Consider the following 14,438-nt stretch of genomic DNA (forward strand, 5'->3'; position numbering starts at 1 on the left):
GTGCGGGTCTGGCATGCCGACACGGTGTGGGGCCCCGACAGGCAAGGAGCGGTCATGGTGGACTCTGGGTCGGTGGGCGCGGCGACGGCCGTGTCGGGTTCGGTTCTGGATGGTCGCGGTCCCAAGGCAAAGGGTTCCGAGGTCGATGCCCTGAAGCGCCGGCTGCACCGCCACCTGCGACACTCCCTCGGCAAGGGGCCGGTCGGCAGCACGACGCTCGACTGGTACATGGCGCTGGCCCTGTCGACCCGGGATCTCATGGTCGAGACCTGGATGGACAGCTCCCACCGCGCCTACGCCAATGACGCCAAGCGCGTGTACTACCTTTCCATGGAGTTTCTGGTCGGTCGCTCGCTGACCGCCAGCCTGCTGGCGACCGGGTCGCTCGACTTGGCCCGCCAGACTCTGACCGAGATGGGCCTGGATTTCGACGCCGTGTGCGACCAGGAACCGGAGGCGGCGCTGGGCAACGGCGGCCTCGGGCGGTTGGCGGCCTGCCTGATGGAAAGCATGGCCACCCTGGGGATCCCGGCCCGCGGGTACGGCATCTACTACGACTACGGCATGTTCTCGCAGTACATCGATGCTGGCCAGCAGGTTGAAATGCCGGAACGCTGGCTGCGCTACGGCAATGTGTGGGCGTTCAACCGTCCGGAGGTGCTGACGCCGGTGCGGTTCTACGGCCGGACCGAGGACGGTCTCGACCTGCGCGGCCGCAGGGTGCGGCGCTGGCTGGACGGCGAGGAGGTGCTGGCCGAGGCGCACGATCTGCTGGTGCCGGGGCACGGCTGCTGGACCGTGAACGCGATCCGACTGTGGTCGGCCCAGGCCAGCCGTGCGTTCGACCTGCGTCGATTCAACCAGGGCGACTACATCAACGCGGTGGCGGAGCAAAGCCAATCCGAAAGCCTGTCGCACGTCCTGTACCCGGATGACTCAACCGGGATGGGCAAGGCGCTGCGGTTGAAGCAGGAGTACTTTTTCGTTGCCGCGTCGCTGGCCGACATCGTGCGCCGCTTCCGCACCGCGCACGACGACTTCACCAAATTCCCGCAGAAGGTCGCCATCCAGCTCAACGACACCCACCCCGCCCTGGCCGTGCCGGAGTTGATGCGCCTGCTGATGGATGAGCACGGGCTGGCCTGGGACGAGGCTTGGTCGATCTGCCATGGCACCTTCAGCTACACCAACCACACCTTGCTGCCGGAGGCGCTGGAGACGTGGCCGGTCGATCTGATCGGCTCCATGCTGCCCCGGCATATGGAGATCATCTACGCGATCAACCACCAGTTCCTGGAGGGCGTGCGGAAGAGCGCGCCGAAACCCGACGACGCCTGCGTGGCGCGGCTGTCGATGATCGACGAGGGCGGGGAGCGGCGTGTCCGCATGGCGCACCTCGCCTTCGTGGGCAGCCACAGGGTCAACGGAGTGGCGGCGCTGCACACCGACCTGATGCGCGGCGGCATCTTTGCGGATTTGCACCGGACGTTCCCGGACCGCATCGTCAATAAGACGAACGGCATCACGCCGCGCCGCTGGCTTCAGGGGGCGAACCGGCCGCTGTCGGCGCTGATCACCCGCCACATCGGCGATCGCTGGGTGGCGAACCTGGACGAGTTGCGCGGCCTGGTGCCTCTGGCCGAGGACGCCGCCTTCCGCGAAGAGTTCCGGGCGGTCAAGCGCCTGAACAAAGAGGCGCTGGGCCGCTACGTCGATGCGCGCCTAGGGGTGGAGTTGGATCCAGACACCCTGTTCGACGTGCAGGTGAAACGCATCCACGAGTACAAGCGCCAGCTTCTGAACGTGCTGCACGTCATCACGCTGTACAACCGCATTCGGGCCGGCCGGGCTGAGGACCAGCCGCCGCGCACGGTGCTGCTGGCCGGCAAGGCGGCGCCCGGCTATTACATGGCGAAGCTCATCATCCGGTTGATCCACGACGTGGCCCGCGTCATCAACGCCGATCCGCTGGTGGCGGGGCGGCTGCGGTTGGTGTTCGTGCCGGACTACAATGTATCGGTGGCCGAGCACATCATGCCGGCCGCCGATCTGTCGGAGCAGATCTCCACCGCCGGGACGGAGGCCTCGGGCACCGGCAACATGAAGCTGGCGCTGAACGGGGCCCTGACCATCGGCACCCGCGACGGCGCCAATGTGGAGATCGGCGACGAGGTCGGCGAGGAGAACATCTTTTTCTTCGGGCTGTCGGCCGAACGGGCCAACGCGATGCGCACGCGGGGCGGACATGACCCGTGGCAGTACTACACGGGCGACCCGGACCTGCACATGGTGCTGGACATGATCGGGCAGGGCGCGTTCAGCCCGGACGAGCCGGACCGCTACCGGCCGATCGTGGACTCCCTGACGCGGCACGGCGATTATTACCTGCTGCTCGCCGATTACGCGGACTACGTGGCGTGCCAGGAGCGCGTCGGGCGAGCCTACCAGGATGCCGACACCTGGAGCCGCATGGCCATCCTCAACGTGGCGCGCATCGGCCGCTTCTCCAGCGACGTCACCGTGGCCGACTACGCGGCAGACATCTGGCATGTGCCGGTGCAGACGGAGCCCGGCCGGACGGGCTGATCAGATCAGGGCCACCACCAAAAGCCGGCCGCCGGAGACCAGCAGGCCCGCCATGACGAGGCGCCGGAACACCCGGTCGTCGACCCTCTGCCGCACCCAGCGCCCGACGGGATAACCCGCCAGCAGCACCGGCGCCAGCGGCAGCGAGGCCAGGAACAGCGGCAGGGTCAGCACGGCGGTGGCGCCGAACGCCACCAGCGTCAGCACGTTTGTCAGCGACCACAGCGTGCCGATGGCGGCGACGTAGGTCGCGCGGTCCAGCCGCAGGGCCGTCATGTACATCACGACCGGGGGGCCGAAGATCGTGGTGGTCCCGGCCAGCAGGCCGGTGACGGCACCCACCAGCGCCCCGGCGACCTTTTCCTGACGGGGCCGCAGGTGCAGGCGCGGCAGGCGCTCCCCGAACAGCGAGAACGTGATGACCACCACCCCCAGGACCAGCAGGATGGCCCGGGTGGGGACCGTGGCCAGGATTGCCGCGCCGATGCCCAGGCATATGGCCTTGGCGGTCATCAGGGGCCAGAACCGGGCCAGGATCTCGCGCACCCGGCCGCCCTCGCGCATCATCAGCAGATTGCCGGCGAAGGCGGGGACGACCACCAGCGCAATGGCGTCCTTGACCGGCAGTGCCAGCGTCAGCAGCGAAATCACGACGATGGGAACGCCGAAGCCAATGGCGCCCTTGATGAGGCCGGCCAGCAGGAAGGCCGCGACCACGAGGCTCCATTGCGCCAGCGTGTAGTCGGGGAGGGGGAGGAGGTCGAGCGGGCTCATGCCGCGGTCGCCCGCTCATGGTGGCGCGCGCGCCCGATCAGGACGGTTCCGGCCAGGGCGAACAGGCCGATGGCGGGGAAGGTCGCGGCGTACCCGCCCAGGACGGGCACCAGCGCGGAGAACAGGGCCGGGCCGACGGCGACACCGCCGAACGTGAAGAACAGGGCGCCCCCGGTCGCCAATCCTACCTGGCCTGGCGGACACAGACGGGCGACCTCGGCCAGGAACACGCCGTTCCAGCCGATCGCGGAGATGCCGAAGGCCGTCAGCAGGGCGGCAATGCTCCAGGTCGGCCACGCCGGCGTCATGAATCCGGTCGCCACGGCGCAGACCAGCGAGATAAGGCCGATGATCGCCAGGGTCAGCAGGCCGCCACCGAGCCGGTCCGCCAGCCAGCCCCAGAACACGCGTCCCAGCGCTCCGGCGATCTGGGCCATTGAGGCGACCGCCCCCGCCAGCACCAATGACCGGTCGAGCCCTTCCACCAGGAGGGTGACCATGAAGGTGGTCAGGCAGAGTTGCACGGCGGCGAAGCAGAAGGTCATGAGGGCCACGGCGCGCAAGCCGTCATGACGCCAGATCAGCGCCAGTCCGGACAGAGGGCTCGCGCCGGACCGGGCTCCCGGCCGCCGGTCGTCGTCCCAGGCTGGCCGCGCCGTCTGGAGCAGCGCGGTCATGGTCAGCGCCAGCGCCGCCGAAACCGCAAGCCCGGCCTGCCATCCAAAGGTAAGGCCGACCGCCGGCAGCATCAGGCCGGCCAGCACGCCGCCCAGCGGAACCCCGGTCTGCTTGAGCGAAAAGATCAGGTTGCGCCGTCGGGCCGGCGTGAACCGGAACAGAATGTGCGATGAGGCCGGGTTGGTCATGCCGTAGCCGGTGCCGATCAACGCCGAGGCGGGCACCAAAGCCCATAGCGAGCCGGTCGCCCCCAGGGCGCAGCCGAGTCCCCCCAGCACCAGGGCGATCTGGCTGGTGCGGCCGGCGCCGTGGCGGGTGACCATGCCCCCGGCGAGCACCGCGGAGAACGCACCACAGAAATAGACGAGGCTCATCTGATACCCCACCGTCTCCGGCGGCACGCCCAGGGCGCCCGTGATCTCGGGGCCGAGGGTCGCCACAGTCAGGGTGTTCAGGGTCACCAGCGCCTGGATCAGGGTGGTGGCGCCGACGACGATGAACAGGCTGCGCGCCGCCTCGGGAGCGGCGGGCATCGGACAGGACTCAGGCACGGGAACTCATCCAACTAGGGGCGAGGATCATGTGTCATAAAACAGATGGGTTCGTCTGGCGACGGGGCCAATCCGTCCGCCGCCCCTCCGCCGTTCATTGTCGTTCCCGGCCGCCGTCCTCTCCCAGCGGCCTTTCGAGGGGACACTGCGGGCCGGCGTCAACCTAGCCCTTTGGCCCGTCGGAATCCGTTTCTCCGGTTGCACGACTGTGGTATGGTGCCCTAGTCAATGTGTCGTGGCGGAAGGTCACGCAGTGTTGGGGTGCGAACCGCCACGAAGCGGGCGCCCGGCCAGCAGGGAACCAGCAGGGAAGAAGACCCATGGTGAATGCGCTGACGGCGAATGTGTCATCGCTTCTGTCGACGAGCAATTCGTCGCTGATGATGACCCGTATTGCAGAACGCTTGTATGCCGACATGCGTCAGCGGACGGATGCGATCGACGAGTCGTATCAGGCCCGGATCGATAGTGTATCCGCGCGCAGCGGCACGGTCTCCGGGCGCTTGCGCGACGCGGAAAAGGTCGTGAAGGCGACGGAAAACGCCAAGGAGCAGGTCACCGACATCAAGGGTTTCCTGCGCGACATGAAGCGGATCGTCGCCAAGGCCGAAAACAATCCGGCTGCGTCGGAACTGTACTCCAAGCAATTCAACGAGAAGATTCAAGAGATCAATCAGACGGCCAACCGGTACTCCGGCGATTACAACCTGATTGGCCGTCCGAACGGGGCGACTCTGCTGCCCGAGAAAAAGAGCATTCAGGTCTCGGACAACGGCACCAACTTGACGGTTCAGGCGCTGTACGCCGGCACGTCGTTCAACATCGTCGGGACCGGCGCTGACGAGGGGTTCTACTACAAGAACAACCCGACCGCGAACGTGATGTACAAGGTCGAGAGCTTGAGCGAGGACGACAAGCGTCTGTCGGTTGTGGGGCACGACGGCGGGCGTATCTCCGGTGTCACCGTGGGCAGCGATGACACGATCACCTTCAAGGTGGATGACGGTCCGAGCGGGTCCGGCGGTACGACGTTCACGGGCACCTTGCAAAAGGGCGGTCTCGAACTGATGCCGGCGTGGTACTACGAGGAGCTGTCCACGACCGACGGTATCGCGGCGGCGAAAGAGGCGATCCGGGATGCCGAGGCGAATCTGCGCAAGGTCGAGTTCTCGGTAACAACCGTGAAAGCGCGCGCTCAGCCCAAGCTCCGCTCGTTGCAAACGGAAAAACAGAACCTGTCCGACGAGATTTCCGCCCTGGCCCGGGATCAGTTCACGAAGATCGCCGAGATTGAGGATGCCACCCGCGCTCAGTACAATGCGGTCGAATCCAGCCTGAACAACCAGTCAAAGGCCCTGAGCGGGTATCAGTCGATCCTGCGTGGTGCCGCGTCCGGGACGTTCCTGAACACAATGAGCTGACCCGCGCCGCGCGCGCGCGGATTCTCCGGCACCTGAAGGACGGGCCTGGTCGCGAGACCGGGCCCGGTCTGATTCGGGCCTATAGAGGTCGGCGTTCCAGTGCGGCGGGGCGGTCTTCGTCCATGGGTGCGGGGGCGCCGCGTCCCTCGGCGGCACTCCCGACCGGAGCATCCCCCGCGCTCAGACGTGCGGTGACCTATCGGGGCGGTGGGGCGTCCATCACCCGGGTGTCGCACGCCGAAGGATCGGCAATACCGACGGCGGAAGGCGTCTGAGGGGGACCCCGTCGAGCGGTTCGAACGATGCCAGGCGCTCATGGCCACCGCAGAATTCGATGCGCACGTGCGGGCGCGCGGGGCGATTGAATCCAACGTTCGGACGTAGTTGTGACCGAAAGGTAACGCGGGATGTTACCATGGTGCCTCTTGTGGGCTTGCCGCGGGCGGTGATACCGTCTTGCCCAACCATTGAATGACAAAAAATCCTGACAGGGGAATGGGTTCGGGGCGGCCGGGGGGCGTGCCTGCGGACAGAGCCGATGTCCGGCTCCTGCCGCGCGGATGCGCTGGTCCTTGCGTGTTACGCCCCGGCCTCGATCTGGATCGAACCGCTACGAGGTCACTCTTGCATTCCACATCCATCAAGCCCGGGGACCGGTTCCGAAAGGCCGACTCCGTGTCATCCACGGTATGGGTCGTGACGCGCGTGATCCGCGCGCCCGGTGTCCCGACGCATTTCATGTTGGAGGATACGGACGGTCGGAACGATGTGCGCACCATCTCCGAACCGACGCTCGTGGACCCCAACTACTACAGCCCGGTGCCACCGGACCCGGATGCGACGGCGGGTGGGGCCGGCGGGGAAGGGGTGCGACCGTCGCGCGGGGCCTCGGCGAAGGATCGCAACGAGCGCGCCGCGGTGTCCGAGTCTGGTGAGGTGAACACACGGTCCATACCTCAATGGCTCGACCATCTCGACGTGCCCTGGATTCGCATGCCGCGGCCGTCCCGCGCCCGCTGAGCCGAGCCGCGTGCTACCCCGGCGCCGCCCGTTCCGCGCGGACGTCCCAGGGTGTGCCCTGCCCGAACGGTTCGGAGAGACGCGGGGGCATTGGACCCGAGCGGCCCCTGCGCTATTCTGGCATACGGTGTAGGCTGGTCCTCCAGCGCATCCCCAGCCTTCTGGCCCGTCAGGCGGACGTGAATGATACCCGACGCGCAACGCGACATTTTTGCCTTCCTGGCGCGACCCGAGTCGCATGGGGCCCACGTTGAGCGTGTCGATCAGATTCATACGCATATCTCGGCCGTCTTTTTGGCCGGGGAACGGGCGCTGAAGCTCAAGCGTGCGGTCCGGTTGCCGTTCGTGGACTTCACGCAGCTGGAGGATCGGCAACGCGCCTGCACGGCGGAGGTGGCGCTGAACCGGCGCGGGGCGCGCGACCTGTATCTGGGTGTGGCACCGATCACGCGGGACGACGCTGGCCAGCTTGCCATCGACGGCGACGGCGCGGCGGTGGACTGGGTCGTGCTCATGCGTCGTTTCGACGAGCAGGACCTGTTCAGCCGGCTCCTGGTGCGCGGGGAACTGACCCGGGACCGTGCGACGGCACTGGCGCGCGTGGTGGTCGCCTATCATGCCGAGGCCGAGGTAGTGCCCTGCGAGGACAACGCCGCCCGGATGGTCGCTGTGGCCCGGGGCAACCGCGACAGTATGCTGGCATCGGCCCCGGCGGTGCTGGACCCCGCGACGGTGGAAACGCTGACGGCGCGCACCGTGGCGGCGTTGAACGCGCGGGCGCCGTTGCTTATCCGGCGCGGGCAGCAGGGGCGGGTGCGGCGCTGCCACGGCGACCTTCACCTGCGCAATATCTGCCTGTGGAACGATGCGCCGACGCTGTTCGACTGCATCGAGTTCAACGACACCTTCGCCGTTATCGACACGTTGTATGACCTCGCGTTCCTGCTGATGGACCTGGACCAGCGCGGGTTTCGGCGCTTGGCCTCCATCGTCATGAATCACGCGATGGAGCATGATCCGGATATCGAGGGGCTGGCGGCGCTGCCGGTGTTCCTCGCGATGCGCGCCACCATCCGTGCCCACATCAATGCGACCCTGGCGACCACCAGCGGCGATCCGGCCCACGCGCAGGAGCTTGCCCGCCGTGCCACCGCGTACCTGGATCGCGCGCTCGGTTATCTGGCGCCGCCGCCGCCGTGCCTGATCGCGGTGGGGGGGCTGTCGGGCAGCGGAAAGTCCCGGCTGGCGCGCGAATTGGCGCCGCATGTCGGCGCGGCTCCGGGGGCTTTGGTCAGCCGCACGGACGTGCTGCGCAAGCGCCTGATGGGCAGCGGCCCCTATGATCATTTGGGTCCCGACGGTTACACCGAGGATGTGACCCGGGCGACCTATGCCGCCTTGGGGAACGAGGCCCGGGCCGTTCTGGCACAGGGCCACGCTGTGATCGCCGACGGGGTGTTCGCGACGCCGGAGGAGCGCGTGGGCATCGAGGCCGTGGCCCGGGAAGCCGGTGTGCCGTTCTACGGACTGTGGCTGGAGGCCCCGGACGACGTCGCCATGAAGCGCATCGGCAGCCGGCGCCATAACGCTTCCGACGCTACGCCGGATGTGCTGGCGTTCCAGCGCACCCTGGACCTCGGACCGATGACCTGGGAGCGGATCGACAGTTCCGGCCCCCGGCGCGCGACCTTGGCCCTCGCCCGCGCGTTCCTGGAGATGTAGGACCGCGCGGGTCGCCGGCCGTTGGTTTTACCGCGCCGTCTGGCCGAACAGGATTTTGCGGGCCTCGTCGCTGGTGTTGCTGTGCTCCGCGCGCCACGCCTCGCCGATCCGGCGGCCCTTCTCGACCGTGGGGCGGGCGGCGATAGTGTCGAACCAGCGCTTCAGGTTCGGAAAGGCCTCCTGGTCCTGGCCCTGCTTCTCGTAGGACACCACCCAGGGCCACGCTGCCATATCGGCGATCGAGTAGGACTCGCCCGCCAGGAACGGCACCGTGCCGAGCCGCGTGTTCATCACGCCGTACAGCCGGCCGACTTCCTTGGTGTAGCGGTCCACGGCATAGGGGATCGTTTCCGGCGCGTACTGCCGGAAGTGATGCGCCTGCCCGGCCATCGGCCCCAGGCCGCCCATCTGCCAGAACAGCCATTCGCTGACCGCGATCTTCTCGCGCGGGGTGTTGCCGCCGAACTGGCCGTGCTTGTCCGCCAGATAGGTCAGGATGGCGCCGGATTCGAACACGCTGATCGGGTCGCCGCCGTCGTCTGGTTCATGGTCCACGATGGCCGGCATGCGGTTGTTGGGGGAGATCGCCAGGAACTCCGGCGAGAACTGGTCTCCCTTGGTGATGTTGATCGGGTGCACCGTGTAAGGCACGCCGAGTTCCTCCAGCAGAATGGAGATCTTCAGCCCGTTGGGCGTGGGCCAGAAGTACAGGTCGATCATAAGAGGCCTCCGTCGGGGGCGGATATTTCGGACCGATCGGTCCCGTTCCCTGCGATATGGGGCACGCCCGAAGCCCGGCAAGGGACGTCAGGTCTCCGACCGTGCCGCCGCGTCCAGGTTGTGGATCTGCGCGGACGGGCAGACGGCCTGCGCGATCCGACAGAGATGGCGATGATGGGTGAGGTAGACCACCTGTCCGACCTCCGCCATGCCGGCGAACAGGCGAAAGGCTTCTTCGGCGCGGAAGTCGTCGAACGTTTCCATGATGTCGTCGGCGATGAACGGCACCGGCGCCGCCTGTGCCGCGAACTCGTGGTAACCGGCGACGCGCAGGGCGAGATAGAGCTGGAACCGCGTGCCCTTCGACAGCCCGGACACGGGCTTGGAGCCGCCACCGGCGTCCAGCGCGATCAGTTCCTCGTCGCTGCCGCGCGGTTGTGCGGTGAGGCTGGTGTAGGCGCCCCGGCTGATGGTGGTGAACGCCTCCGCCGCGCGAGCCAGCATCGCGGAGCGGTGCCGCTCCCGGTACAGCGACAGCGCCCGTTTCGCCGCCGCGATGCCCAGGCGTAGGCGAAGGTGCTGCCGGGCCTTGTCCTCGATCGTCAGCAGCACCGTGCGGCGCCGCTCCTCCAGCCGGGCCACGGCGTCGTCGCCTTGCACGGCGGCCAGATCGTCCTCCGCCCGGGTGCGCGCGGCGAACAGCTCCAGCCGGCGGGTTTCCAGGTCGGTCAGGCGGCCGTCGAGATCGGCGGCCTCGGTCGCCAGGGCCTGCGGGTCTACATCGGCCAGGTGAGCGTCTGCCTCCGCCGGGTCGGTGACGCGCAACGCCGTGTGCAGGGCGTCTTCGGTGTCACGCAGGCGGGCGCGCACGCTGTCGCGCTGGGCGACATGACGCAAGGCGGTGGCGACGTCGGTCAAAGTCTCCACATCGAACAGGCCGGTCATGGCGTCGGTTTGGCGGGTCACCTCCGCCAGCGGGCCGTCGAGCGCGGCGCGGTCGGCTTGGGCCGTCTCCAGGCTCCCGGTCCGGTCGGCCCGCCTCTCGACCGCCCGCCGCGCCGCCGCCAGCCTGTGGCGCAGCCCATCGGCGGTTTCCAGAGGGCGCTCCGGTGCCGTGGTGTGGCCCAGGTCGGCGAGAATCGCCGTCAGCGCCTCGGTGTAGGCGGCCTGATCCTGCTCCATGGCCTGGATGCGTCCGTCGAGCGCGTCGCGCGTCTCCAGCAGGGTCGCCAGGGCGCCCCGATCGTCCAGAACCGGCCCCAAGGCGTCCGGGGGGGCGTCCGGGGGGGCGTCCGGGGGGGCGTCCGGGGGGGCGTCCGGTGTGGTCCGCGTGGGATCCGCCTTCAGCCCTCCGCCGGTCAGGGCCTCGGTCCAGGCGGTGCGCCACTCCGTTTCCATGGCGCGCGCCCGGTTGAGCGCCCGGGTCCGCTCCGCCACGTCCTGTTCCGCTGCGCGCAGGGCCTTTTGCGCGGCGTCCAGCCGGGTGGTGCGCTCGGTGTGCCGGGCCAGCGCGCCCTCGGCCGTGTCGAGCAGGGCCGCCAGCGACGCCTCCGCCGGGAGGACGACACCCACGGCGGTCAGGGCGTCGGTGAGCCGGTCGTGGGCGCGGGTGGCGGCGTCTCTCAGGGCGTCGAGGCGCGCGTCGGTTTCGGCCAGCGCCGCGCGGACCTGAAGCGCGCTGTCGCGCCGGGCCAACCACGCCTGAAGGGTCGGCAGCGCCCCGTCCGGGGGCAGGCCCAGGGCGGTTTGCGCGGCCTTGATCTCTTTCGTGGGCGTATCGTGGGCCGCCTGATCCTGGTCGCGGCGGTTGCGGGCCTGGACCAACGTGACCTCGGTCGTCTCCAGGGTGATGGCGGACTCGCGCAATCGCGCCACGTCCGTCGCCTGAAGCAACCGCGACGCCCCGGCGGCGTCGTCGGCGCGCAACGCGGCCTCGAACGCATCGGCGGTCGCGGGGGTCAGCGCGGCCCGGTGCGCGGTCCAGGCGGCGTCGCGCGCGGCGCGGCGCTCGGCCGCCGTCTGGTCGTCCACCACGCCGGTCGCGGTGCGGACCGCCTCCATCTCTCGGACCAAGCGGGCGCGGTCGTCCTCCAGCTGGGCGAGGGTGCGGGCGTGGTCTTTCAGGGCCGCGTCGGCCTCCGTCAAAGCGGCGCGCCATGTGTCGATCTGTTCGGCCGGCGGCACCGGCTGGCGGGCGAGGGCCTCGGCGTCGCCCGTCCAGGGCGCCAGCGCGGCCAGGGCGTCGGTGAGCGCCTGAGCCTGCCGCGCCCGCTCCGGCTCCGCCGCATGCAGCCGGGGCGTTGCGTCGTCGGCACGCACGGCCACGGTGGCGGCCTTCAGGGCGCCCCAGGCCGGTGTGTTCGGGTCCGCGTCCGTCGCGTTATGAGTCCGGAGAAGGTTCAGGTCGGCCTGGGCGTCGCCGAGCCGGCCGGTGGCCTTCTCGTGCTCCACGCGGGCGGACTCAAGCGTCCCCGCGATGCCGGAATGGCGGGCGATCAGCGCGCGGAGGGTACCGACCGTGGCGGCCGGCACCACCAGCGCACGCGGATCCGTGTCTGCCGCATGACCCAGCCGGTGCAGCACGCTGGCGATCTGGCTGTCGAGGTCGCGCCGCTCCAACCGGCGGCGGGGCAGGTCGTCGGCGGCCGTGGTATACCGACCCTCCAGCCCATGCAGACGGTCCAGGCGGTCCGCGACCGCGAGCACGGCCTCATCGACCGTGATCTCCACCAACTCCTCCTCCAGCGTCGTGATCCGCCGGTCGAGGTCGTCGCGGGTCGTGCTGAGGCGGGCCTGACGCTCCATCAGCGGGCCGATGGCGTCGTGCCAGGACGGCGGCGGATCGGGCAGATCCCCGAACGTGGCGATCTCCGCCTGCAGCCGCGTCCGGGTGGCGGCGTGCTCCAGCGCCTGTTGGGTCCGGGCGACGGTGTCGGCGCGGGCGCGGGCAGCAGCCACGGTCTCCGCCGCCGCATCGTAGGCGGCGCCGGCCTGATCGCGGGCTTTGACTCGCCGGGCGTATTCGGAGGCCTGAACGTCGATGTCCCGCCGCTCCTGATCCAGGGCCTCGACCTCGCGTTTCAACTCCGCGAGTTCGGAGGACCGGCTGCGCGCCTTGTGGATCCGCTCGGCGTCGGCGGTCAGGCCGTCCAGCCGTTGCGTCAGGTCCGACAGGCCCGCGCTGGCGGCGAACAGCAACTGGCCCAGGTCGCCCTCGCTGTTCAGGATGGTCTCGCCGCCTTGTTCCAGCGTGTCGTCGTCGAGCGAGAACATGCTGCGGTAGGCGTCGCGGTCGAGGCCGCTGAGCAGGGTGGACAGCGCGGCGTCGGCGACCGGCTGGTTGCGGCCGTCGCGCAGGCTGGCCTTGTTGGCCTTTACCCGGATCCAGTCCGAGCATGCGCCGTCCGCCTCCAGCGTCGCGCCGATCTGCATCGCCTTGTAATCATGAAGAAAATTATAAGGCGTCTGGCCGTGGATGCCGTACAGCAGGTCCAGGAACGCCGACAGGGCGGTGGACTTTCCGGCCTCGTTGGGGCCGTACAGGATGTGCAGGTCCGGGCCGTCGGGGCGCGGGCCGAAGTCCAGCGTGCGGTCGGTGAACTTGCCGTAGCGGGTCAGGTGGAGCCGGCGCAGCCTCATGCGTCGCGCTCCGGTTGGGACTCGGACCCGTGCAGATGGGCCAGGACCTCCTCCGCGCCGCCGTCGATCAGATCCGCCAGGACGGCCGCGAAGGCCGCTTCGTCCGTGCCGAACAGGGCGCGCGCGTCGCGGGGGAGCTGATCGCGGACCTCTTCGGCGATCTCCCGCGCCAGCGTCTGGAAGGAGGCGGAGGGGACCACGTCCTCCGCCACCAGCGCGCGCAACTCCTGCGCCGGGTTGGCCGCGCCGGTCGCGGGCATGGTGGTGCGCGGCGGCCGAACGTCGGTCTCTATGGCCTCGATCCACGTCGCCCCGATCCGGTCCGCGCGCAGGCGGGCCTCCACTTGCAGGAGATCGCCGTCCACGCGGATGCGCCATGCCAGGGGCGTCTCCCCCGTGAGGTGCAGGCGCGCAACCAGATGCTCGCAGGGCGCGGCCACGCGGGCCTGGGACAGCGCGGTCTCGATGCGGTCCAGCAGGGCGCGCCAGTCCTCTACGCCGTCGACCGCGACCGGCACGCGCGCGAACTGCGCCCGGGCGGTGATGCGCTCATCCAGCGCGATGCTGCCGCCGCCGTCGATCGAGACCAGGGTGACGGACTTCGCCCCGGCTTCGTTGATGTCGCGGCCTTGGGGCTGGCCCGGCATGACGATGGCCGGGCCGGCGGCGCGGTGGACCGTCCGGGCGTGGATGTGACCGAGTCCCCAGTAGTCGAATCCGGTCGCCATCAGATCGGTGACGGAGCAGGGCGCGTAGGTATCGTGGCCGGGGGCGCCGCCGAGACTGGTGTGCAGCAGGCCGATGTTGAGGGCGTCCGGGGCCGCCGCCTTGAACTTGGGCAGCAGGCTCTCCGGCGCGTGCGGCTGGGCGAAGCTGATGCCGTGCACCGCGACGTCGCGACCGTCCGCCGCGCCCGGCAGCACATGGCACTCGGCGCGCCCGGTGAACACCCGCACGCTCTCCGGCAGCACCAGTTCCCGCGTGATCTTGGACTCCGCGTCGTGGTTGCCGCGCACGATGAAGGTCTGGATGCCGGCCGTGTGCAGCCGGTGCAGTTCCGCCGCCAGGAACGCGGCGGTCTTCATGGAGGTCTGGCTGCCGTCGTACAGGTCGCCCGCGATCATCAGGGCGTCGACCCGCTCCGACAGGCACACTTCGACGGTGGCCACAAACGCTGCGCGCGTGGCGCCGCCGATCAGATCGGCCAGCGCCGGGTCCCGCAGCGCCAGCGAGCGCAGCGGTGAGTCCAGGTGGATGTCGGCGGTGTGGACGAAACGGAACGGCATGCGGTCAGGGCTCCGGACGCCGCGCGGTCGCGGCGCGGGCC

General features: G+C 69.4%; 9 protein-coding genes. 4 read left to right on the plus strand and 5 right to left on the minus strand.

The window, feature by feature from the left end; genetic code table 11:
- The first annotated feature begins 54 nt into the window (after positions 1–54).
- Complete coding sequence (locus GGD82_RS08760) at positions 55–2,586, plus strand: glycogen/starch/alpha-glucan phosphorylase (RefSeq protein ID WP_150061299.1); 2,532 nt, start codon at positions 55–57, stop codon at positions 2,584–2,586.
- Here GGD82_RS08760 and GGD82_RS08765 read toward each other — a convergent pair whose 3' ends face one another.
- Together GGD82_RS08765 and GGD82_RS08770 are read right to left on the minus strand one after the other, a co-directional pair.
- On the minus strand, positions 2,587–3,360 hold the full coding sequence (locus tag GGD82_RS08765; RefSeq protein ID WP_150061298.1) for a sulfite exporter TauE/SafE family protein: 774 nt from the start codon (positions 3,358–3,360) through the stop codon (positions 2,587–2,589). It lies immediately after the preceding gene.
- Positions 3,357–4,571, minus strand: a complete 1,215-nt coding sequence (locus tag GGD82_RS08770; RefSeq protein WP_150061297.1) for an MFS transporter — start codon at positions 4,569–4,571, stop codon at positions 3,357–3,359. The genes GGD82_RS08765 and GGD82_RS08770 overlap by 4 nt, the downstream gene beginning before the upstream one ends.
- A 338-nt stretch (positions 4,572–4,909) precedes the next feature.
- On the opposite strand from GGD82_RS08770, the gene GGD82_RS08775 reads away from it, so the two are divergent.
- The 3 genes from GGD82_RS08775 (at position 4,910) to GGD82_RS08785 (ending at position 8,752) form a co-directional block, all read left to right on the plus strand.
- A complete protein-coding gene (locus GGD82_RS08775; RefSeq protein WP_150061296.1) occupies positions 4,910–6,010 on the plus strand; it encodes a hypothetical protein in 1,101 nt (366 codons plus the stop codon).
- Positions 6,011–6,634: 624 nt separating this feature from the next.
- Positions 6,635–7,030, plus strand: a complete 396-nt coding sequence (locus GGD82_RS08780) for a hypothetical protein (protein ID WP_221240748.1) — start codon at positions 6,635–6,637, stop codon at positions 7,028–7,030.
- 183 nt (positions 7,031–7,213) lie between these two features.
- Positions 7,214–8,752: a bifunctional aminoglycoside phosphotransferase/ATP-binding protein gene (locus tag GGD82_RS08785; protein ID WP_150061294.1), complete on the plus strand. Its 1,539-nt coding sequence runs from the start codon at positions 7,214–7,216 to the stop codon at positions 8,750–8,752.
- Between the two features lie 27 nt (positions 8,753–8,779).
- Here GGD82_RS08785 and GGD82_RS08790 read toward each other — a convergent pair whose 3' ends face one another.
- The 3 genes from GGD82_RS08790 to GGD82_RS08800 form a co-directional block, all read right to left on the minus strand.
- Positions 8,780–9,472 (minus strand): glutathione S-transferase N-terminal domain-containing protein, encoded by a 693-nt coding sequence (locus tag GGD82_RS08790; protein ID WP_150061293.1) that lies wholly within the window; start codon positions 9,470–9,472, stop codon positions 8,780–8,782.
- 87 nt (positions 9,473–9,559) lie between these two features.
- Positions 9,560–13,111: an ATP-binding protein gene (locus tag GGD82_RS21405; protein WP_150061292.1), complete on the minus strand. Its 3,552-nt coding sequence runs from the start codon at positions 13,109–13,111 to the stop codon at positions 9,560–9,562.
- Positions 13,108–14,397, minus strand: a complete 1,290-nt coding sequence (locus tag GGD82_RS08800) for a metallophosphoesterase family protein (protein ID WP_150061291.1) — start codon at positions 14,395–14,397, stop codon at positions 13,108–13,110. Before GGD82_RS08800 ends, GGD82_RS21405 begins: the two co-directional genes overlap by 4 nt.
- Positions 14,398–14,438 lie beyond the last annotated feature (41 nt).

The sequence above is a fragment of the Roseospira marina genome, from assembly GCF_014197855.1.
Classification (GTDB): Bacteria; Pseudomonadota; Alphaproteobacteria; order Rhodospirillales; family Rhodospirillaceae; genus Rhodospira; species Rhodospira marina.

Bases quoted from the DNA above. Each gene is read 5' to 3' on its own strand.
- GGD82_RS08760 (WP_150061299.1), top strand. From the start codon at position 55: ATGGTGGACTCTGGGTCGGTGGGCGCGGCGACGGCCGTGTCGGGTTCG.
- GGD82_RS08765 (WP_150061298.1), bottom strand. From the start codon at position 3,360: ATGAGCCCGCTCGACCTCCTCCCCCTCCCCGACTACACGCTGGCGCAA.
- GGD82_RS08770 (WP_150061297.1), bottom strand. From the start codon at position 4,571: ATGCCCGCCGCTCCCGAGGCGGCGCGCAGCCTGTTCATCGTCGTCGGC.
- GGD82_RS08775 (WP_150061296.1), top strand. From the start codon at position 4,910: ATGGTGAATGCGCTGACGGCGAATGTGTCATCGCTTCTGTCGACGAGC.
- GGD82_RS08785 (WP_150061294.1), top strand. From the start codon at position 7,214: ATGATACCCGACGCGCAACGCGACATTTTTGCCTTCCTGGCGCGACCC.
- GGD82_RS08790 (WP_150061293.1), bottom strand. From the start codon at position 9,472: ATGATCGACCTGTACTTCTGGCCCACGCCCAACGGGCTGAAGATCTCC.
- GGD82_RS21405 (WP_150061292.1), bottom strand. From the start codon at position 13,111: ATGAGGCTGCGCCGGCTCCACCTGACCCGCTACGGCAAGTTCACCGAC.
- GGD82_RS08800 (WP_150061291.1), bottom strand. From the start codon at position 14,397: ATGCCGTTCCGTTTCGTCCACACCGCCGACATCCACCTGGACTCACCG.